This window comes from Paenibacillus sp. PAMC 26794, assembly GCF_000316035.1.
Classification (GTDB): domain Bacteria; phylum Bacillota; class Bacilli; order Paenibacillales; family Paenibacillaceae; genus Paenibacillus.
This window is the reverse complement of sequence record NZ_ANHX01000022.1, coordinates 20,019-42,043: the sequence shown is the minus strand read 5'-3', so window position 1 is coordinate 42,043 and position 22,025 is coordinate 20,019. Positions and strand designations below refer to the sequence as shown.

At 47.1% G+C, this 22,025-nt stretch carries 21 protein-coding genes; 16 read left to right on the top strand and 5 right to left on the bottom strand.

Going from position 1 to position 22,025, the window contains the following annotated elements; genetic code table 11:
- Positions 1-6: 6 nt before the first annotated feature.
- Positions 7-1,752, bottom strand: coding sequence for an ABC transporter transmembrane domain-containing protein (locus tag D829_RS0111740; RefSeq protein ID WP_017689087.1), 1,746 nt, complete (start codon positions 1,750-1,752; stop codon positions 7-9).
- A gap of 486 nt (positions 1,753-2,238) precedes the next feature.
- On the opposite strand from D829_RS0111740, the gene D829_RS0111735 reads away from it, so the two are divergent.
- Together D829_RS0111735 and D829_RS0111730 are read left to right on the top strand one after the other, a co-directional pair.
- Positions 2,239-2,535, top strand: a complete 297-nt coding sequence (locus tag D829_RS0111735) for a HesB/YadR/YfhF family protein (RefSeq protein ID WP_017689086.1) — start codon at positions 2,239-2,241, stop codon at positions 2,533-2,535.
- 74 nt (positions 2,536-2,609) lie between these two features.
- A complete protein-coding gene (locus tag D829_RS0111730; protein ID WP_017689085.1) occupies positions 2,610-3,059 on the top strand; it encodes an NUDIX domain-containing protein in 450 nt (149 codons plus the stop codon).
- A 96-nt stretch (positions 3,060-3,155) separates the two neighbouring features.
- On the opposite strand, the gene D829_RS0111725 is transcribed toward D829_RS0111730, so the two are convergent.
- The 3 genes from D829_RS0111725 to D829_RS0111715 all read right to left on the bottom strand — a co-directional run bounded on the left by D829_RS0111725 (position 3,156) and on the right by D829_RS0111715 (position 5,309).
- Positions 3,156-3,668 (bottom strand): hypothetical protein, encoded by a 513-nt coding sequence (locus tag D829_RS0111725; RefSeq protein WP_017689084.1) that lies wholly within the window; start codon positions 3,666-3,668, stop codon positions 3,156-3,158.
- Between the two features lie 193 nt (positions 3,669-3,861).
- Positions 3,862-4,305, bottom strand: coding sequence for a DUF441 domain-containing protein (locus D829_RS0111720; RefSeq protein ID WP_017689083.1), 444 nt, complete (start codon positions 4,303-4,305; stop codon positions 3,862-3,864).
- A gap of 5 nt (positions 4,306-4,310) precedes the next feature.
- Entirely contained in the window at positions 4,311-5,309 is a 999-nt protein-coding gene (locus tag D829_RS0111715; RefSeq protein ID WP_017689082.1) for a YpdA family putative bacillithiol disulfide reductase, read from the bottom strand.
- Between the two features lie 178 nt (positions 5,310-5,487).
- Between D829_RS0111715 and D829_RS0111710 the strand changes: the two genes are divergently transcribed.
- The 6 genes from D829_RS0111710 (at position 5,488) to D829_RS33695 (ending at position 10,774) form a co-directional block, all read left to right on the top strand.
- On the top strand, positions 5,488-6,081 hold the full coding sequence (locus D829_RS0111710) for a metalloregulator ArsR/SmtB family transcription factor (RefSeq protein ID WP_026081135.1): 594 nt from the start codon (positions 5,488-5,490) through the stop codon (positions 6,079-6,081).
- Positions 6,082-6,527: 446 nt separating this feature from the next.
- A complete protein-coding gene (gene rsgA / locus D829_RS0111705; RefSeq protein WP_017689080.1) occupies positions 6,528-7,637 on the top strand; it encodes a ribosome small subunit-dependent GTPase A in 1,110 nt (369 codons plus the stop codon).
- A gap of 56 nt (positions 7,638-7,693) precedes the next feature.
- Entirely contained in the window at positions 7,694-8,032 is a 339-nt protein-coding gene (locus D829_RS0111700) for a L,D-transpeptidase (RefSeq protein WP_017689079.1), read from the top strand.
- Between the two features lie 162 nt (positions 8,033-8,194).
- The gene (locus tag D829_RS0111695; RefSeq protein ID WP_017689078.1) at positions 8,195-8,734 is read left to right on the top strand and encodes a GNAT family N-acetyltransferase; all 540 of its coding nucleotides are present in this window, start codon (positions 8,195-8,197) and stop codon (positions 8,732-8,734) included.
- 169 nt (positions 8,735-8,903) lie between these two features.
- Positions 8,904-10,379 (top strand): aldehyde dehydrogenase family protein, encoded by a 1,476-nt coding sequence (locus tag D829_RS0111690; protein WP_017689077.1) that lies wholly within the window; start codon positions 8,904-8,906, stop codon positions 10,377-10,379.
- 242 nt (positions 10,380-10,621) lie between these two features.
- A complete protein-coding gene (locus tag D829_RS33695; RefSeq protein WP_017689076.1) occupies positions 10,622-10,774 on the top strand; it encodes a hypothetical protein in 153 nt (50 codons plus the stop codon).
- 122 nt (positions 10,775-10,896) lie between these two features.
- Here D829_RS33695 and D829_RS34030 read toward each other — a convergent pair whose 3' ends face one another.
- Positions 10,897-11,136 (bottom strand): hypothetical protein, encoded by a 240-nt coding sequence (locus tag D829_RS34030; RefSeq protein WP_074094612.1) that lies wholly within the window; start codon positions 11,134-11,136, stop codon positions 10,897-10,899.
- Positions 11,137-11,558: 422 nt separating this feature from the next.
- Here D829_RS34030 and D829_RS0111680 point away from each other — a divergent pair, with 422 nt between their 5' ends.
- The 8 genes from D829_RS0111680 (at position 11,559) to D829_RS0111645 (ending at position 21,678) form a co-directional block, all read left to right on the top strand.
- Positions 11,559-11,879 (top strand): hypothetical protein, encoded by a 321-nt coding sequence (locus D829_RS0111680; RefSeq protein ID WP_017689075.1) that lies wholly within the window; start codon positions 11,559-11,561, stop codon positions 11,877-11,879.
- A 54-nt stretch (positions 11,880-11,933) separates the two neighbouring features.
- Complete coding sequence (gene essC / locus D829_RS0111675; RefSeq protein ID WP_017689074.1) at positions 11,934-15,938, top strand: type VII secretion protein EssC; 4,005 nt, start codon at positions 11,934-11,936, stop codon at positions 15,936-15,938.
- Between the two features lie 16 nt (positions 15,939-15,954).
- Positions 15,955-16,785 (top strand): hypothetical protein, encoded by an 831-nt coding sequence (locus D829_RS0111670; RefSeq protein WP_017689073.1) that lies wholly within the window; start codon positions 15,955-15,957, stop codon positions 16,783-16,785.
- Positions 16,786-16,791: 6 nt separating this feature from the next.
- Positions 16,792-17,340, top strand: a complete 549-nt coding sequence (locus D829_RS30900) for a WXG100 family type VII secretion target (protein ID WP_017689072.1) — start codon at positions 16,792-16,794, stop codon at positions 17,338-17,340.
- A gap of 186 nt (positions 17,341-17,526) precedes the next feature.
- Positions 17,527-17,802 carry a WXG100 family type VII secretion target gene (locus D829_RS0111660; RefSeq protein ID WP_017689071.1) on the top strand — a complete coding sequence of 92 codons (276 nt, stop codon included), beginning with the start codon at positions 17,527-17,529 and terminating at the stop codon, positions 17,800-17,802.
- Between the two features lie 158 nt (positions 17,803-17,960).
- Complete coding sequence (locus D829_RS0111655; protein ID WP_017689070.1) at positions 17,961-20,039, top strand: hypothetical protein; 2,079 nt, start codon at positions 17,961-17,963, stop codon at positions 20,037-20,039.
- Between the two features lie 33 nt (positions 20,040-20,072).
- Entirely contained in the window at positions 20,073-20,825 is a 753-nt protein-coding gene (locus tag D829_RS0111650) for a vWA domain-containing protein (protein ID WP_017689069.1), read from the top strand.
- Between the two features lie 10 nt (positions 20,826-20,835).
- The gene (locus D829_RS0111645) at positions 20,836-21,678 is read left to right on the top strand and encodes a protein phosphatase 2C domain-containing protein (protein WP_017689068.1); all 843 of its coding nucleotides are present in this window, start codon (positions 20,836-20,838) and stop codon (positions 21,676-21,678) included.
- The last annotated feature ends 347 nt before the right edge of the window (positions 21,679-22,025 follow it).

Sequence of the window (22,025 nt, the reverse complement as noted above, 5' to 3'; positions counted from 1 at the left end):
GACCTCCTACGTGGACAGATTGGACTCGACCTGTTGCCGTTCATACTGTTCACGGTACCAGCCGTTCATGGCTAACAATTCCTGGTGAGTGCCTTCTTCCGTAATTTTCCCGTGCTCCAGTACGATGATTCGGTCAGCATGTTCAATAGCAGACAGGCGATGAGTCGAGATCAGCGTGGTTTTGCCCGAGCGTTTGTTGCGTATATTTTCAATGATTTTGGCTTCAGTACGTGCATCAACAGCAGATAAGGCATCATCCAGGATCAGAATATCAGGATTAGCAATAAAGGCACGCGCCAGCGATACCCGCTGTTTCTGTCCACCGGACAGAGAGATTCCTTTTTCACCAACAAGTGTATCCAGTCCATCGGACAATGTTCCCAGATCACCGTCAAAAGCGGCGGTACGAATGGCTTCCATGATGACTTCATCACTGGCCCCAGGTTGACCGAATTGAATGTTCTGACGAACTGATTTGGAGAACAGAACTTGTTCCTGTGGTACGTACCCGATCCAGCTGTGCAAGTCATCTTTGGCGATATCCTGAATCGGATGACCCGAGATGCTTAATGTGCCCGAACCGGCAGGGTATTCATGAAGCAGTTGTTTGAGCAAAGTAGACTTACCGCTACCCGTACGGCCCACGATACCCAATGTTTGACCCCGTCGCAGCGAAAAGCTGATATGACTGAGATTGTCGACAGTGGAACTTGGGTAACGGAATGTAACATCCTGCATCGCAATTTCTTCCGGATTCGTAACGTGGGCAGGTTGCTCCACATCTTGTACGGCAGGTTCTACCGATAAAGTCTCGTTGACCCGATCAAGCGAAGCGCTACCACGTTGCATCAGGTTAATTAATTCGCCGATGGCAAACATGGGCCAGATCATCATCCCCAGGTACATGTTAAACGATACGAGATCCCCCAGGGTAATTTCATTATGAAATACAAGATATATGCCGTAGGCAAGTGCAATCACATAACTGAGTCCTACGAAGAGCCGGATGGTGGGTTCGAATAGCGCATCCATTCTGGCAACAGCCAGGTTTTTGCGATACACATCCTCGGTCACGTCGGCGAACCGTTTCTCGTCCAGACGTTCCTGCACATAGGCACGTACGACACGAATACCGGCGATGGATTCCAGCACCTGGTCGTTCATATCTCCGAATGCATCCTGTGCCAGGGTGTAACGTTGATGTACAGCTTTACCATAGATCATCATGGCAATGGCGATAAAAGGTAATGGCAGGATTGCCGCCAAGGTCAGTTTCCAACTGACGAGGAAACCCATGGCGAATAGTACGGTGGCCAGAAAGGCCGTAGAGTCTGTTAAGGTCAGCATGCCGAAGCCTGCTGTAGTGGCAATGGAACGAAGATCATTGGTGGCCCGAGCCATCAGATCTCCTGTTCTGTTTTTCTCAAAAAAGGGAGGAGTCATCCGTAACAAGTGGTCCATAAAGCGTGAACGAAGCAGCCGCTCCACCAGATTGGCACCACCAAACAGTTTGTGCATCCAAACGTATGTAACCAGATAGATAATGATGACCGTTCCCAGAATAAGCAAGATATAACGGGTAAGTGAGGTGCCGGTAATGGAACCGCGCACAATCTCGTCAATGGCATTGCCAAGAAGACGAGGAGGCAGCAGTTCGGCAATGCCCACCAGAATAAGCAAGATGACACCGGTTAGGTATCGTTTGCGTTCCAGCCGGAAGAACCAGGCCAGGTTTTTAAGTACAGAGAACAAGTGTTATCCCTTCCTTTCGATGTCCGAGAAATGCAGATTCCGTTCATGTATGCCGAAATGTACCCACAAAAAAAGACATACCGCACGCAGGCGGTATGTCTTCATATAATCATACGGCAGCATGGCTCAGAGAACAGAGCCGTCACCATATATAAGTTCGATTGTGAGTAAACATCACAGAGGTTCTAATGAAAGAACGCCTTGTCATGCCGACTTATGAACGGAATAATGATTTCGGGTGTGCTCCGGTATTTAGTTGTGTGTTGAATTGAACTATCATATGTTTGTTAAACACCGTAATCACCCTTTCTTTTTTTGGAAATAAATACAATGTAGACCTCGTATGTTTGCATCTTAACACCAGCTTTTACAATCTGTCAAACATTTTTCACAACTTAATTTGTCTTCATATGCTCTCTCGGGTTTGTATTCAGGTCCCTGTCGAGATATGATGGAACATATATATACAGAAGGAGCTGACACCAAATGAGTACCATACATGTATCCGATCAAGCTGCTCGCTGGTACAAGGAAGAACTGAATTTGAACGAGGGAGACAGCATTCGATTTTTTGCCCGTTATAGCTCTGGCGGAGGTCTTCACCCTGGATTTTCGCTAGGTATTGCTGTGGAGAAACCAAGACATCCTGCGGATCAAACCGAAGTGTCGGGGATTCAATTCTTTATGGAAGATCACGATTATTGGTATCTGAAAGGGCACCAACTGCATGTGGATATCGTTGATGAAGGTCAGGATATCGAATATCGTTATACCGAAATCTAATTCTTGAAGTATTGCTAAGCAATAGATGGATCTCAGGTCGCCACCGGCTTCCGAGTAGGAGGAGGGGATAAGCAGTGAATCTGCCACCACGAGATTTGGCCCAGTATATCGCAAAACGCTCTCATATTGTTGTAAAAGCGGCGGTGCGGGCTGAGAACGAACAAGGTGAATTACTGCTGATTCAGCATGCTGAACATGGTCACTGGCGGTTGCCATCAGGTGAGATGCGCCCGGGTGAGGCTATTGAAGATGCTGCACATCGGGAGTTATGGGAAGAGACAGGTTGGACTGCTGATACCATGACACTGGAAGGTCTCTATTCGGGGCCTGACCTTCGGTATTTGCATTCGAGCGGAGATGAAGAGTATTATGTCATTGCTCTGTTCCGGACAGTGATCATTCAGGATGACCTTGTGGAGTCGCGTGTAAATAGTGATGCGGGTCTGAAGTTCTTTGCTCTGGAGTCGTTACCACCTCTGAATGAGATTAGCCGAATTCTGTTAGCGCGGGATATTGCAGAATAAAATAAGTGTTAATGCAAAAAATGACCTTGGCATCCACGATAAAGTTGGTGGCAAGGTCATTTTTTGAAAATCCGAATCATGTGCTGAGAGCATGAATTACACCTGATCAAGAGGTTCATCATCCATCGCAAAATCAAAATCATCAATATCGAATACCTGCACAGGTGATTCAGACTCAATTATGCGTGTAATCAGTTCAACCTGATCGGTGAGAATCGGTATACTCAGGCGCTGAGATGTCAGCAGCAGTTCGGTCTCAATGGGATCGAAATACTCCCCGTACTGTGCCGTATCTATTGCGTTGATAATGGCAATGGATACTTGGTCACCAAATAAAATGGAGGGGCTTTTGGCCCATGGAACAAGTAACGCACGCTCTATTTTTTTCTTATTCAGCGGTTCCTCGAAATAAGAAATCATTTCATTGATTTTGGATTTCACATGCTGATCATCTGCCGGGTTATCCATCATGGGATCAGGACTGGTCTGGAATTCATATAGCTCAAGGATGGTGGTATAAGGAACAATATATTCAACAGGCGCGGGCGGCGCTAGCAATTGACCGTAAATGGCCACCATCACGGCTTCTGTAATAAACTGACGTGACATGGTTCCTTAATCCTCCTGCGCCATTAATAGTTGCAAAGTGAATCTATACGTTTATGCAACAGCATAACCACAATATGCATTATTCTGCTGTAGACTCGTGTACATGATTTGCATGAATAGAAGTATATCACACAACGGTGGGAAATACAGCCAATCTGCAGAGCATGTCAGGTCACAACTATCGCAACCCCTATCAGGATTTGCCCAGTAGCAGTGATAAAATTCCCGCCGCAATCAATGGTCCCACAGGTACACCCTTGAACAGGGCAACCCCAAGTACCGTTCCGATCAGCAGTCCTGCAACGATAGTTGGCTGTGTACCCATCAGCGTAGCGCCACGTCCTCCGAGATATGCGACCAGTAATCCTACGCCAATGGCGAGTAGTGATTTCCAGTGCAGGAAAGATTCGCCGATCGTCTGCAGACTCATCTTGCCACTGGCAAGAGGTGCCATCACGCCAATGGTCAGAATGATAATGCCCAGTGTAAGTCCGTATTTTTCAAGCCATGGAAATGCCTGATTCAGGTTCAGGACTCGTAGCAACAACAGAAATACCATCGCTACAGTCACAGGTGTGTTGCTGCTGATAATCCCGAGAGCCGCAAATACGAGCAACAGCAGGGAAGTCATATCCATTGTTTTCATTTCCCTTCAGTCTGTCCACGTTGTTTGCTAACGATATGTTCCGCAATGTACCGTCCATGCCAGCGTCCGGATTCAATAAAGACTTCATTGGCATTACGCCCCGAAGCGATGACTCCGCCCACATATACACCAGGGACGCTGCTTTCCATCGTTTGTGCGTCATATAGAGGTTTATCCATATCATCAGACATCTCCACACCTACCGACGTGAGTAGTTGACGATCTGGACGGAAACCGGTCATTGCCAGTACGAAGTCATTATCCAGTTCCCGAGTGGAACCATCCGTGTGTATCAGACGAATCGAATCATCCAGTATTTCATTCACACGTGATTCCAAGTGGAGTGTGATACGACCTTTTGTCACCATGCTCTCGAATAGCGGGCGTACCCATGGTTTAATATGCTGGGACAGACCACTGCCGCGATAAACCATATCAATATGTGCTCCGACCCGAACCAGTTCCATGGCCGCATCCACGGCTGAGTTGCTTCCGCCAATAATGGCGACACGTGTACGGGTATAAGGGTGGGCTTCCCGGAAGTAGTGGGTTACTTTATCTTTGTCTTCTCCAGGGATGCCCAGATAGTTAGGATGGTCAAAATAACCGGTAGCTACAACTACATTGCGTCCAACATGTACGATGGCCTCCCCGCGGCGATTGAGCGTATGTACCTCAAACGTGCCATCATCCTTGCGTTTAATTTCACGGGCTTCCTCATAGTTATGAACACGCAGACCAAAATGTTCGGCTACCCTGCGATAATAGGCGAGTGCTTCATAACGAAACGGTTTATCATTAGGTGTGCTGAACGGAACGTTTCCGATCTCAAGCAGCTCGGCTGTGCTGAAAAACTGCATATGGGTTGGATACAGATAAATAGATTGAACGATATTGTATTTCTCAACGATCACAGCGGACAGTCCCAGCCGCTCACATTCAATGGCAGCAGATAGACCGCATGGGCCTCCGCCGATAATAATGACATCTTCCATGTTCTTAATCCTCCTTATTTCAAGCAATATAATCCTACCGTAAATAACGAGCCAATGCCAGTTCAAGCGTGAGTTTAACTCAGACAAGCTTACTTGAATCCAAAGGAGTTGACGCGCAGAGAAGAAAAGACTAATATCAAATTAGATATATATCTAAATGAAAGTGAGATGAACGATGATGCAGCTGGAGAAAATTGTGGCTTATCATAAAGCGTTGGCTGACCCGACCCGGCTTCGCATGCTGTTGTTGTTGGCACAGGGTGAACTGCACGGACAGGCACTTGCCGAGCGGCTGAATCTGTCACAGCCAACCGTGACACATCATGCATCCAAGCTTAGGGAGGCGGCGCTGATTAAGGAACGACGGGAGAAAAATACAGTGTATTTCACACTCAATCCTTCGTTTATCCGCGAGAATGCACAGGCTTCGGTTGATTTTATCTTTGAGCGAGAGGAGGTTGCGGATATGAGTGATGTGAACGAAACATTGAAAGCGTCGGTCATGAGAAATTTTTTCTCCAAAGATGGACGACTGCGTCAGATTCCGGCTCAATACAAGAAAAAACTGATTGTACTTGGTCATCTGGTCGAGCAGCTTGAATTTGGTCGGAAGTATACGGAAAAAGAAATCAATACATTTATAAAGCAATACCATGAAGACTTTGCCACGATTCGGCGGGAATTTATCATGCATCAGTTCATGTATCGGGAAGAGGAGATCTATGAATTGAATCCGAAGGAAATGTGGACACGCTGGGATCAGGTCAAATAAAGTAGACGGGTAAAAATAGTTTGGGCTTGACAACTGCAAAGCTCAGTGTGTAACATAATGGATAATTCTACAAGGGAGGCGATTGTTTATGACAAACTTAAATGCAGTATACGTTAATTTGAATATGAACAGCGTCTCCGGAACGGATCAAAGCATGTAATTTTGCGTTAGCTGGATAGAAGTATCCATAGTAACGTAAAGTATCGCATGCTCAGATGAAGCCACGGGTGACGCACCCGTGGCTTTTTTGTATGCCGATAAAAGGGTGTTCCTGAATGGTTTATATCGGAGGGTTAAGTATTCTATCCGGTAGATCTACAAGAAGGGATGATCTTTGATTCGGCTAACTACTTATTGCCACGGGTGTATTTCTACTCGTGGTTTTTTGTTTTGATCTGAACCGGAGATGATTGTTCACTCGGCTTGAACGAAGTAGACAACTTATTTTGGGAGGAATTTTTATTTTAGATAACCATATTGAGAAGTACGGCTGGTCAGCAAAGTGGCAGGAACTGTGGCAAGAGACAGGGATGGAAGAGCAGGAGAGAAAGCCAGCCAGAATTATCGCAGACCATGGACATCTGCAACGTTTGATTACAGAAGAGGGCGAATGCTGGGGAAGGATTTCGGGCCGAATGCGTCATGATAGTCTGGAGACCAGCTTGGCACCAGCGGTTGGAGATTGGGTGGCAATTACAGGTCAGGCAGGTGAAGAAGCAATTATTCACAATCTGGTGCCACGTCGGAGCAGGGTATCGAGACAGGCGGCAGGTCCAGTGACCAAGGAACAATTAATCGCGGCAAACGTAGATACACTGTTAATCGTGGCTGCACTTAATCATGATTTCAACCTTAGACGACTGGAAAGATACGTGATGATGGCTTGGAATGGTGGCGTAAGGCCAGTCATTGTTTTGAGCAAAAGTGATCTGTGCCTGAATGTGGAAGAGCAGATCCGAAGTGTAGAGGGAATTGCTCCAGGTGTCGAAGTGTTTGCGATATCCGCTGTGGAGGACCAAGGTAAATCTCTACTAGAAAGATATCTACAACCAGGGTTGACTATTGCGCTGACGGGTTCTTCTGGTAGTGGTAAGTCTACACTTGTGAACTGGATGATGGGCGAGGACGTACAACTTACCCAATCCGTCCGTGAGGGAGACAGCCGTGGGAGACATACGACAACACATCGGGAGATGTTTGTACTTCCACAGGGAGCCGTATTGATCGATACTCCAGGAATGCGTGAGCTTAATCTCTGGGATGAAGGCAATGACGGACTTTCGCAAGCGTTTGGAGAAATTGAAGAGCTTGCTGCCACGTGCAGATTTCTGGATTGCAGTCATACACGGGAAGCTGGATGTGCAGTGAAAGAGGCCATAGAGGATGGTTCATTGGATGAAAAAAGACTGAATAATTATCTGAAAATGCAGAAGGAATTGCAATATCAGCAACGTAAAGAAGAGGTAGCAACTAGAAGGCGAACAGCCTCCAGTAAACCGGCGAGTAGTCGCAAACCCAAGCACTCCCGTAGTGTGAAAGAGTGGGAGGAAGCCTGAAATCAGGCGGGCATCATCCGGTATCTTGCATAAGATAGGTCAGGAGGGATGTCATTATGCCAGATTACAGGATTATTGTAGATCTGTCTGACCACATGTTGTATCTTCTGGATGGCAATCAGGTGATTAAGGGCTATCCCGTGGGTACTGGCAAGATGCTCACGCAGACTCCAAACGGGGAGTTCACTATTGTTAACAAACAATCCAATCCAGGTGGGCCATTTGGCGTGTTGTGGATGGGGTTGTCTGCTCCCCATTATGGCATACACGGTACTAATGAGCCTTGGTCTATTGGCAAATCCGTCTCCCATGGTTGTATACGCATGTACAACTCGGATGTACTGGATCTGTCTTCCAAGGTATCTGTAGGCACTAGGGTAACGATCCGGCCGTAGGGCCGGATTTTACTTTATAAGAGGTAGTTCAAAAAGTCCACTTTTGATTACGAATCATGCCTAGCGGCATCAGGACTGAAGTGGATGAATTTGGAATTATAGAAAGAAGAACATATAATATGGTAAAGCTACGGCAGTTACGAGAGAAAGTGAGTGATAGCTATGCTGATCAGGCAGGCGCGTGAAGGGGATGCACAGGGGATAGCCCATGTACATACAGAGAGCTGGAAAACAACGTATCGGGGAATTGTGCCCGACGATTTTTTGGATCATTTGACTATAGAATCAAGATTGTCCCAGTGGGAGAAGACCATTCGTTCTGGCGAAAAGGATCAGATCCTGGTGGTAGCTGAACAGGATGATGGGAACATTGTCGGATTTGCTTGTGGAGGTAAGGAGCGTGAAGGCAAATTACCTTATGATGGAGAGTTGTACGCTATATATCTGCTGAAGGAAGTGCAACAAACGGGGATAGGTCAGCAACTCGCGACACATGTCGTTCATCATCTGCAGACCCACAATATGAAACATTTGATCATATGGGCTTTGGAGCGTAATTCAGCTTGCCGCTTCTATGAAAAGATGGGAGGCACTCCAGTCCAGACACAGTCCATCCGCATTGGTGGTCAAGATCTGATCGAAGTTGGCTACGGATGGGAAGACTTAAGCCTCTTTGGAGAGAAGAGCCTGCCCGGCGGATGAAAGACGTGCAGATGGCGACAGAATAGTGTGGGTTGTATTGTTTTCTTAAGCTTAAAGAATGGAAGAGTTAATTCAGGTCTTCACGTTTGCGTAATTCTGAACAAGGTTAATGATGTATTACACCGTTGTGCAGGTGTGACATTTAATCTTGATCAGGAGGCGTATTCACATGACTTTAATGGACACTGAACATACAACATGGACGAAACAATATATTAATGGCAAATGGGTAGATGGCTCCGGTGAGAAAACAATGGAGAATATCAATCCATATACGGGAGAAGTAATTGCCACATGGCGCTCTTCCAATAAGGAAGACATAGATAAGGCTTATGAGTCAGCTCAGAAAAATTCGATTGAATGGGCGAAGTCATTACCTGCTGTGAAAGAAGAGGTATTGCGTAAAGTTTCATCCCTGATGGCAGAGCGAAAAGAGGAGATCATTCAACTGTTGATCACGGAATCCGGGAGTACCCGATTCAAATCGGAGGCGGAGTTTGCAGCGGCTAAACGTGTTGTGGATGAAGCAGCATCTTTTCCTTATCGCATGAAGGGTGAGATCATCCCGTCCAATACCCCTGGTAAAGAGAACCGTGTGGTTCGTGAGCATAAGGGAGTGATTGGTGTTATCGGGCCATGGAACTTCCCTTTGCATCTATGCCTTCGATCTGTAGCTCCAGCGATTGCTCTTGGTAATGGTGTGGTGATTAAACCAGCATCGGACACTCCGATTACGGCAGGCTGGCTCATTGCCGATTTGTTTGAACAAGCTGGTCTGCCTGAGGGCGTGCTGAATGTCGTCGCCGGAAGTGGCAGCGAGATTGGGGATTACTTTGTCGCTCATCCGGTTCCCAAAGTAATTTCATTCACGGGTTCCACCGAAGTTGGACAAGGGATCGGTAAACTGGCGGGTGAACATTTAAAAGAAACGGCACTGGAACTTGGCGGCAACAACGCGATGGTTGTGTTGGAAGATGCGGACATTGAACGTACTGTTGAAGCGGCGGTCTTTGGCAAGTTTCTGCATCAGGGACAGATCTGTATGGCTCTGAATCGTATCATTGTGCATACCGATATTTACGACCAATTCATCGAATCATTTGTTGCCAAAACGAAGAATGTCCAGGCAGGTGATCCAGCGGATGCTAACACACTGGTTGGTCCTCTCATTCGGGAAAAAGAGGTAGAACGATTGCTGGAGCTTGTGAACAAAACCAAGGCCGAAGGTGCACGGTTATTGCTCGGGGGGACCAGTAAAGGCAGTGTGCTGTCTCCTACTGTACTTGCCGATGTTAAACCTGAACAAGATATCGTGCAGCAGGAATTGTTTGGTCCAGTAGCAGTGATCATGAAGGCTCATGATGAGCAGGAAGCTGTACGTTTGGCGAATGATACCCCGTATGGACTTAGTGGTTCCGTATTCACCAAAGATCTGAATCGAGGATATCAGGTTGCCCAGCGCATTGAATCGGGTATGGTGCATGTAAATGATCAGTCTGTGAACGATGAAGCGCATGTGATGTTTGGCGGTGAAAAAGCTTCAGGGATTGGACGTTTCGGTGGGGATTGGGCAATTGAGAAGTTTACACGTACTCGTTGGATCAGCATTCAGCACCAATATCGGGAATATCCGGGAGTGAAATAAGTCGAAAAAGAGTAAACTAGCAGGGGCATTTATGAATGATTAGAGTGGGTTACAAAAAGATCGACAAATCATGCGAAAGTCCGTCTCCAGCTTGGTGGGACGGACTTTTTGTACAATTCTACACCTCAGCAAAATACGGCTTAATATAGGAGGAAAAGCTGTTTGGGGCTGACGCTATCAGGTTATTTATGGATACACGGAAGAATCGATCCGTAAATTTAATGGCAAAGGGGCTTAAATTCATGTCCATTGACCGCTTTATTCTGAGGAAACTGAATACCTGTCAGGAAGAACATACACGTGCCAATTTGATTCGGCTGTTTGTCATTCGTATTCGTAAAGCCGAGATTGCGGAAGAACATGATGCCGCCTATGTCCTGAGCAAACTGTACTGAGTGATGGCTGATCATGATTGCGATCCGCTGTTAACGTGTATACCACTCAAAAAAGGAAGCTTGTCTGTAACGACAGCTTCCTTTTTCATGTCTTGTACTGAGTGTGGCTTGCTTGACTCCTTTTAATATAAGGATAAAGCAAGGGAGTCGTTTTCACTTCGACTGTGGAGAATGGCTTCTCCATTCACAATCTCAATACTAATTAAAGAATGCAGACATTTTTGAATGGCGCGTTTACCGTTGCTAATTTTATGCTCAAGAGCACTGCTAAGCAATCTTAATGTCTTCTGCATAGGTTGTTTGTTTTCTTGATTAAAATATACAGGGATTGATTTGTTTTGAAAGGTTATTAGGGTTCTCACTTGAAATCACCTCACGGTTGTTATTTCATACAGCTAATATTAAATTCCAATGCTTAAAATTACCTTAAAATCAGCTTATGAAAACATAAAGGTGGGTAATGTTTGAAAAGTGTTCACAATTCAATTGTGAGCGAAGGAATAAAAGTCCTGAAAAACGTAACTTAATTACCATATAAATGGAACAAAAAACGATAAGTTTCGTATCCTCGCAATATTTAAATGCATAACCGCCACGAAAGTTCTGAGTCGAATGTACGATATTTTAATATATACGTGGGTCATATGTAACGAAATTACAGGTGGTACATTGCAAACAGGGTGTTTATGTAAGAAAATAGGGTTGATATAACGATTCATTCTCTTTTTTTTGATTTAATCTGACATTAGGACAATTTACATATGAGACCATGGGAGGGATTCGGATGATTCTAACCGTGTATTCCGGCCGCGAGGAAGGAGAATGGTTCGACATCGATGTTCCGGACGAATTTACCATTGAACATTTGAAGACATTACTCGGCGTTCGCATTTTTGGACAGGCACCGGGAGACGGCATTCAGTACATCCTTGAAGCCAAGTTTCCGGAAGGTCTGTGGTTCTCTCCGCAGAACGCACAGCAGTTAATGGAAACAGGACTGCGACAAGGCAGTTGCGTACGTGTCCAGCGGGCTTTTTCAACGACTTCGGAAGAAGCGCCTGTATATGGAAGACGTTCATTGTTTCAACAGGACAGCAACGAATAGGGCTTTTGAACGTATTCATTCATTATTGAACGAACTAAAGGAGGTCTTCTCTTCGTGAATGTGTTATATCAGCGTTCTCCAAGAATGACACCGGTTCTCAAGGAAGAGAGACTCGAAATACTCAGGCCTCCAACAGAACCGAGCAAACCCACGTTTTCCATGATATCCATTATTGTGCCGATCATGATGACCATGGTCAGCATTGGTTTCTACGTATATATCAATATGACCGGCAAAATGGGCAACAGCAATTATATGATGTTTCAGATGATGACGGTCATGATGATGCTTACTTCTTACACCATTCCATTCTTCGTGTATCTGAGCAACAAGAAATCATATCGCAAAAAATTGGAAGAACGAAAAATAATGTATCTTGCCCAACTGGACAAACACCGGGAAGAACTGAAGGAAGCTCAGGCGGAGCAAGTGAAGAGCCTGTACGAAATTCATGGTGATCCGGGTGTGTGTCTTCAAGTGGTGAAGAACCGGAACAGTTCCTTGTGGGAGCGTTCACCAGAGGATGATGATTTCCTTCAGGTACGCATTGGTACGGGAGAGATTCCATTCCGCATCAAACTTCAGGTTCCGCGGATTGATGGTTACGAGAAGGATGAGCTGATTGAAGCGGCCCATGAACTTGCGGCTGAATTCCAGACGGTACCGGATGCTTCCATTACATTGCCTTTGTTCCAATCGAAGGTTATGGGACTTGTCGGTGATCGGGAGGAAGTGCTTGCTTCCCTGCGAGTCATCATCTCACAACTGACGGTACGCCATTCCCCGGATGAACTGAAGCTTGCTGCTTTCTATGAAGAAAAGGACAGCAAGGAATGGGACTGGCTTCGCTGGATGCCCCATATCTGGGATGAAGACCAAGGACAACGCTATATGGCCGACAGGCACAGCGGTGCGCATCAATTGGCGGACAGCTTGTTTTCCGTGTTGAACCGACGTCGTAACAATAAGGAAGACCGCTACAAGAAAAGCGTACAAACGCCATGTTACGTTGTAATTCTCTCCGATACGCAATTAATTGAAGAAGAACCGTTGCTTCCGCTGCTGCTGGAGTCTGCTCACGAGATTGATGTATGCACCATCATACTGGCTAATCGCAAAGAGTCTCTACCGATGCATTGTCAGTTGATTATGGATGCCTCGAAAGGCAAAGGGGTGTATATCAAAAAAACGGAAGATGCGGATGTTATTCAACAAACATACAAGCCTGATGTGATCTCGAAGGAGATGGCAGAGGCGCTTTCGCGTTATATGTCACCGATCCGGTTAAAGCGGTCATCTGCTTCGGATATCCCGCAAGTGCTTCCGTTATTCGATATGCTGAGCACATCACGTGTGGAAGATCTGGATGTGGTGTCCAGGTGGGGACAGACGAGATATCCTGACACGTTACCCGTACCTATGGGCGTAAGAGCAGGCGGTAAAAAAATTGCGATTAACCTGCATGACAAAATTGAACGTCAGGGTCATGGTCCCCATGGTCTGATTGCAGGTACAACCGGTTCAGGTAAAAGCGAAGTCATCCAGTCTATCGTAGCTTCACTCGCTGCTGAATTTCATCCCCATGATCTGGCCTTCATGTTGATTGACTATAAAGGTGGCGGTATGTCCAATACATTTGTTGATCTGCCTCATGTGGTAGGGACGATCACCAATCTGGATGGAAATCTGATTGAGCGAGCGAATGTCTCACTTCGTGCCGAACTGGTCAGAAGGCAAAAAATATTAAATGATGCGGGAAACCTCCAGCACATTGATGAATATTACAAGATTCTGCGCTCCAGACATGAACAGCCACTTCCACATTTGGTTATTATCATTGACGAGTTTGCTCAATTGAAGCGAGATCAGCCGGAGTTCATGGATGAATTGATCAGTATCGCGGCCATTGGCCGGACACTTGGGGTTCATCTAATTCTGGCAACTCAAAAGCCAGCTGGTGTTGTGGACGATAAAATATGGAGTAATTCGCGCTTCCGGATCTGCCTTCGCGTACAAAGTGAGGGAGACAGCAGGGACATGATCAAGATTCCAAATGCTGCCTGGATTACGAAGCCTGGTCGTGGTTATTTCCAGGTTGGTAGTGATGAAGTGTTTGAAGAAATGCAATTCGCCTGGAGTGGTGCACCTTATAACCAGCAGGAGGATTCAACAACGGTATTGCCTGTTATGGAAGTGCGCCTGAACGGTAAGCGGGAGCCTCTGTTAACTGGAGAGCGCAGAGCCGTTCTCAAAGGTGAAGATGTTCCGAAACAGCTTCAGGTATTTATTGATTATGTTGCGCAGTCTGCAGCAGATGCGGGTATCCGTCGTTTGCCAGGACCATGGTTGCCACCTTTACCAGAGACACTGGAATGGGAAAGTCTTCAGGAATGGCAGGAAGAAGAGCATCGGGATCTGCTGCTTGATGGCGGAGCGAGTGGTCTGAAACCACTGGTTGGTTTGCTGGATGATCTTCCGAATCAGCGCCAACAACCGCTCGCATTGCCTGTGGACCAAGGCCATCTGGTCGTGTACGGCATGCCAGGACTGGGCAAAACAACATTTGTTCAGACCTTGCTTATGTCCCTGGCGCGTTCCCACAGAACTGAGCCTTGGCATGGTTACATTATCGACATGGGCCGCATGATGAAGGACTTTGCAGCACTACCTCAGATCGGGGGCGTGATGATGGCTGAAGAGGAAGATCGGATCAAGCGGTTATTCCGCTATATTCTTAAGCTGTCAGCACAACGCAAAGATATCGTCTCGGAGGCGGGGGTTAAAACGATTTCGGCCTACCGCCGGACAGCTCACGCGGCTGTCCCGCAGGTTGTGGTCGTTATCGATGGTTATCTTTCATTCCGCAATGCCTATCCGGAAGAAAATGAACTTCTGGAGACGATCCTGCGTGAAGGCGGAAGTTTGGGTATCACCTTTGTGCTCACCGCCAATCGGGTAACAGATGTATTTGAGAAATTCAGAAGTAATATTCCTAATGCGGTTTCATTTGAGTTATCCGATCCAAGCGATTATTATTATGCCGTGGGAAGACCTTCCAAGGCGCCAAGTCAACTTCCGCCAGGAAGAGGTCTGGTCAAAGGGCAAGTGCCTCCGTTAATGTTCCAGGCGGCATTACCTTCTTCCGGGGCAGATGAGGGCAAGCGTTCATCGGCACTGCGCCGTACGATTGCTGAGATTCGCCAAGGCTGGACAGGGGAAGAAGCTCCGCAGATTGCTCCACTTCCGGAAGAAATCAAACTGAAGGATCTGCTCATTCGGACAGGATCATATGGTCAGGCTTGGGATACATCGTCTGTAACTGTCCCTGTGGGACTGCTTACGGATGATCTGGAACCATTCGAGCTTAATCTGCGTGAAGGTCCGCATTTCATGGTAACGAGTCCGATGGAAGGCGGCAAAACGACATTTTTATTGACATGGATGTTATCACTGGCTTATCATGCTTCTCCGGAAGATGTGCAAATATACACAGTAGATATGCGTTATGGCTCAGGTGGGCTGGGGGAAATCAGCAGTTTGCCCCATGTCCGTGGACATGTATCGCGAGAAGAACAGCTTGCACCTGTCATTCAACAGTTGTACGATGAAGTTCTGAAAAGAGGCGAGATTTCCGGTGGACCGGAACTTGTGCTCGTCATCGACGATGCGGACACCCTGTCCAAGCAGCTAAACGATTTTAATGTAAAAGATCAATTGGGAGCGATTGTTCGTCAAGGAAGGGATCGCGGTGTACACGTGATTCTATCCGGGGTTCCGGCAGACTTCCCAACCTTTGGTTCTGACTGGGTAACGGATGTGAAGGCTTCCCAGAGTGGAATGCTGTTCGGGACTTTAGACCCTAACGATCTCTCGTTCTTCCGTATACCTTATTCCGAATCTGGAGGTAGTTCAGGTGGGCTGAAGGTACTGCCTCCGGGTCAAGGTTATTATGTAAAACGTAAATATTCCAGGGTTAAAGGTGCAGTTCCATGTGATGACAGCTGGAAAATGACCGATTGGATTTCTGAAATTCGTGACCGATGGCATGTTGTAGTTTGAGGGGAGGTGGCTCATAATGTTGACGGTTCATGATTCTAAGCAAAAGGTAGTCACGTTGCAAACAAAGGAACTTTTTTTCCTGGCTGGTATTCTCGGTTCAGACCGACTGCTTGGTGTGGAAGATCCGTTTCGCGGCTATATGGCTGAGGATATCGCGATGGAGTGGGAGCGTGTCAAAACCTCCCTGCTTGACAAAGGATATCTGATTCGGGATCAGGATACCGATGAGCTGATCATGACACCGACCGTTTTCTCCAGGGTAGCCATTGCCGGATTGTCCGATAGAGCTTGTTGGATTCGCTACACGATCAACGGCAAGTCGTATGAGAGTTATATCCATTGCACGGATGAGCGGGTCGTTGAAGTTTCCCGTGTTGACGACGTACCGGACTCGTTCCGGCTCAGCGATCTGGGAAGTGTTCGTGAAGCCATTGATGTTCTGATAGGGCGGATGAAATGGAGCGGCCATTCTCCTGCGGAGAAACCGGCCCTAATGTGCTCCAAGAAAAAATTTTATGATGTCATGAATGAGCTCGAAAACAGCGGGGTACAGACCGTAGCAGAGGAACTCGAACAGGAGACAAGTGATCCTGAGGGCTCACTTGCACTGGCACGCTGTCTGGTGGGTAAGGAGTCAGACGGGGAGCTTAGGTTGCTCGTATGGAATGAAGACGGGTGGAAGTCGCAGTCGGCAGCATTTGCTGCGAGTGCGGTGTCCAACTGGTTGTTCCGGATGAGCACTGCGGCTTCAGATGATTGGCTAGTTGCAGCACTAACGACTAGAGAACAGTTTCACGAGATGCTGCTGGACTGGCTTAAACAGCCTGCAGGGGAAGAGGAAAGGTGATGGTAAATGCGCATTCGTGTGGAACCGGATGTGCTTCGGGCACTGAGCAAGCAGATTCAGTATGCAGCGGAGCAAATACAGCAAAAGATGACAGTGTTGGATCAGGCGATTCATTCGCTGGAGTGGGAGGTTGAATCCCGCGCAGCGGTGATGAATGAATGGAATCACAGTAAACGACTGGGCGAGGATGCGCTTCGTCGATTAATGGACTTAAGCGTACAGCTGGGACGCAAAGCGTTGTTATTCCAGCAGGCAGACATGGAGTATCGTTCCGTGCTGAGTCATGTGAACACAGCCTATGGTAATGCGGTCAATATGCTGAATGTTCTTCAGAACAATCGTACAGGAGAAATCATGCCTGCACATTCTGCAACTGTAGCTGTAGTATCCGATCCCCTTTCCGCAATGGCGGCTGTATATCGTGTACAGGATGCCGCTCCGCCTGATGGCTCCCCGGCTACACTGGTGCAGGCCATGCAGCCTGAGCCTGTAGCATGGAGATTCACAGATCCTTCCTTTCGGGGAAGAAGAGGGACCGAGCCTGTGGTTTCCTGAACAGGGTGAATACAAGTAACAGCAGAAAGTGAATCTTTTTTTGTAAATAGGCTGTTAGGAGAAGTTTCAAGTGCTAAAAATGGGGTAAATAGGATTAGGTCCTTCGGCTTTTGTCCGATCGATCCTGGTATAGTACAATTTGAACAAGTAAAAATTTAATTGCACAAACCAAGGAGGAATTTACCAATGGCAGGACGTATTTTAGTTACCCCAGAGCAGCTTGATCAGGTTTCCAACCAATTTAAACAAAGCGGTGAGCAAAGTCAGCAAATCGTATCTACATTGACTCAATCCATCACAAGCATGGAAGGACAATGGGAAGGTATGACAAAGCAACGCTTCTTCCAGGAGTTCCAAGAAGCTAGCAAACAAATGCAATCATTCGTTCAAACACTGAACAGTATCAGTGCTGAACTTACAGCTATTGCTAACAAATTCCGTACAGCTGACCAAGCTCGTTAATCTGCTTTACATAGATCAGGCCGATGTGAAGTCTGATTTCGTCCTGAATTATAGGTGGATAGCAAGCTGAAGATGTACAACTACAGCAAAAACCGGGCGTTGTCACAACACCCGGTTTTTGCTGCAACTATGACACTAGGACAGAGAGAGGGATAAGCATGTCTTTTCAACCAAATCCCGGGGATGAAGTGGTTATTAACGACATTGCCTATACGATTGGGCAACATCCGGCTGCGCCGGGTCTGGCTTATGCCCAAGCCGGAAGGCAGGGGATTGTTTATCAGTTGATACCCCGTAATGGTTCCATTTATGGGGCCAAAGCACTAAAAGTCTTTTTTCCTAAATTCCGTATTCCGGCTATGGTATATCAGTCTGAGCATATGGAGTCTTATAGTGAACTGCCAGGTTTGCAAGTATGCAAGCGTGATGTGCTCACTCCGGAAAGAAACGGAGCGCTCATTGGAAAACATCCCGATCTGTTATATGCGGTGTTGATGCCATGGGTGCAAGGTCAGACCTGGTTCGATGTGATTAGCGATCAGAGACAGCTGACGGCAGAGGAGAGCCTGAAGCTGGCCAGAGCACTTGCCGGAACAGGTTCGGCTATGGAGCAACGTGGACTGGCTCATTGCGATATGTCCGCTCCCAATGTAATGATTCCGTTTTTTTCCGAAGTGGAGAACCTGGGGAAGACGTCTGCGGTAGAACTGGTGGATGTCGAGCAGATGTACGGTTCCAAGATGGATCGTCCGGATGCCCTGCTTGCCGGGTCACCCGGTTATGCGGCCCATCGAACAGTGCACAGTGGTTTGTGGAGTGCATATGCCGACCGATTTGCCGGAGCCGTTATTATTGCTGAGATGTTAAGCTGGTCCGACCCTGTGATTGTAGAGAAAGCCTGGGGCGAAAGCTATTTTGACCAGCATGAAATGCAAACGGTGAGTGAACGGTATTATGCGATGCGGGAGTCCCTTGAGAAGTGTTGGGGTTCCAAATTGTCTGAGCTGTTTATTCGCGCCTGGGAAAGTCACGATCTGAGCAGTTGTCCGACGTTTGGGGAGTGGTATGTTGCACTGGCTGCGGTAGACGTTCATCAGGCTAATGCGGTTGCTGCTGCGACAGCGGAAGAAGAAGGCGTTAATCAACCGGAAGTTGTTAATGCGAATCTGAATAAGAACTCAGAACCTGCAAGTGAAACGTTGAATACGCAAGACGGGAACCGTCCTCAAACGCCGCACTCTCCCGATCAGGAAGCGGTTGTGAACCGTCTGTTCCTGCAAGCAAGAGCCCTGGAGGATGAAGATAAACCGGCTGCAGCACTGGAAGTGTACCGCTCGCTTTATCATTTTATTCCTCATAACAGCGCGATGCAGATGGAAGTCGAGGCTGCAATTAAGGAACTGGATGCAAAGCTTAATCCAAAAGAAGACACAGACAAGCCTGTGCCTGTGCCATTCTACAGATCCAAAAAGTTCATGATTTCCTCCGCTGTGCTTATTGTATTGCTGGCAGGTGGCGTGCCAACGGTCAAAATACTCGCCGATCAGGCAGAGGTGAAACAGAAAGAACAGCAGGAAGCCACACGACTGGCAGAGATCAAAGCTGCGGAAGAGGCTGAAGCAGCAAAGGCAGCTGCGCTCAAACAGCAGGAAGAACAAGAGAAGCAAAAGGCCGCAGATGCTGCAAAACTGGACGCAGAGGAAAAGAAAAAGCTTGCTGAAGCCAAGCAGAAGGCAGCTGAAGCAAAGAAAAAAGAAGAAGAACGTAAGGCGTTACAGGCCAAGTACGACAAACAGGCGAAATATGAGGCCTTTCTGGTGAAGCAGGAGCAGCAGAAGAAAGAAGCTGCCAAGAAAGCGGAGCAGGAAAAATACGATAAACAGGCAAAATATGAAGCTTATCTGGTCTGGAAAAAAGAGAATGATGCGAAGCTTGCAAAACAGGAAGCGGAGCGTAAAGCGGCAGCTGAAGTTAAACGTCAGCAGCAGATCGCTCAGAAAGCAGCTCTCAAGAAAAAACGCGCCCAGAATGTGGTCACGCTGATTGCTCATTACAATAAAACGTATAACGCACAAAAAGGCAGAAAAATTGAAAATGCGGAATCGTATGCCCGTGATTTCAAAAATCTTTACAATACCGATGCTTCCTATTTCAAAGGTGTTGGCAAAGTGGCCGCTCGAATGAGTGCCATTAACAAATTCCTGAGCAACAACAGCTATACGTTGCCCAACTTATAGAATAACGTGAATGATGGAGGTGACTCACCCTAGATGAACTACACGATTCAAGCATCACAGCGTACACCTGCACTTATTATATATTTAATTGATATTAGCGCCTCCATGAACATGGTTCTGGAAAATCGTCGACGGATTGACGTCGTCTATGATGCCCTATCTCTCGCGATCCGCCAAATGGTATTTCGGTCCACCAAGGGAAATCGTCTGACACCTCGCTATCGTATAGCCATATTGGCTTACAGCGATGATGTATATGACTTGTTGAACGGAATCAAAGGGATTGACGAGATTGCTGCCGTTGGTTCTTTGCCTGACCTGACCCCGAGACGGTTTTCAGATTCTGCGAAGGCTTTCCTGCAGGCCGAAAAGATTCTACAGGCCGAAATTCCGAATATGCAGGACTGTCCTGCGCCACTTGTATGCCACATGACGGATGGGGTAGCCACAGGTGAAGATCCCGAGCCTATTGCAAAAAGAATCATGGGCATGAGTGTGCCTGACGGCAATGTACTGGTGGAGAATATTTTTATATCCGATCATTTGCTGGAAGGGCCAATTGCTGAACCTAGAAGATGGAAGGGAATCTCTTCGGAAACGAATCTACAGGATGAGCATGGAGAGAAGCTGCGGAATATGTCATCCGTCCTGCCCGAAAGTTATCGGGAGATGCTTGTTGAAGCTGATTATCTGCTTGCACCTGGTGCACTCATGATGCTGCCAGGTACATGTGCAGAATTGGTATCAATCGGGTTCCAGATGTCCGCTGCTACGCCTGTGAGATAGGAGGGGAATCATGAGAGCGATGCGTTTGGCAACATTGTCTGCTGGAGATAAGGGGGGCCATGCCGAGCAACAGCATGGCAACTTTCGCTATGTGAGTGTACAGACCGGGGAACAGCCGCTAACTCGCTATCAGGGCACATTCAAGTGCAGATATGGTTATGGCAGAGCGGCTGAGACGGTACATCAGGGAGATACCGGACAGGACTTTGCTGCGGTACGTATGAAAGGGAATATCTGCAATTTTGTTTTGTGTGATGGCGTAGGCATGAGTTACCTAGGCGATTTTGCAGCGCGTTTTCTGGGGAACGCTTTGTTGGATTGGCTGGAAACGACGCAACACACAACGGTAGAGGGTGTTGAGCGTCTTCTCCATGATCTTACCCTTACCGCATCGGAGCAATTGGAGAAATTACAGCCACTGGAAAGTTCCCCTTTGTTGCTGCGTGAAGTGTTGATGGAAAAGCGAAGTCGGGGCAGTCAGGCCATGTATGTCTGTGGGCGGATTGAGCTTACGGGAGGCGGCCGCAAAAGTAGGGTGTGGTTAGCGTGGCAAGGAGATTCCCGTATTCGCCTGTGGCGTAATGGTCAGGAACAGTCTGAATTATTTCAGACTCATTGCAAGACAAATGAGCGTTGGTCTACACTTGAAGGACCTGTTGGTGGTAAGCCGCACATCTACGAGACAAAAGGGTCTGTAAACGATTCACTGCGTCTTCAGTTATATACGGATGGATTGAACGACTTGGATGCGATTCAGGCCTATGTCCCCGATGAACACATTCAGGTACTGCTGGATGCTACACATACCGGCGGGCTTGAAGATGATGCCGCTTTCATTGAGCTGGAATGGTGAGTGCCAGTTATAAAGTTATGGACCGATCCTGATGTTGCTGTGACATTGGTGTAGATCAACGGTGAAAAAACTTGTTGGTGTTGATTTAAAAGACACTCTTTTTGGGTAATCTTGTGAAGAATTGACTTTAAGTATGTGTTCAAAAAGATCGCTTTTCAGTACCAAGAAGATGGGATAAAGCTAGAAATGGAGTAGCGGAGCGTAGATAGAGCTACGTGAGCAACGGACATTTCGGCTGAATTCCATATTCGATGCTGATGGTGCCGTTAGGCACCTTTCGTAATCAAAAGCGGACTTTTTGAACAACCTCTTTAACGATGAGCTTGAACGTACATTCTTACATAATT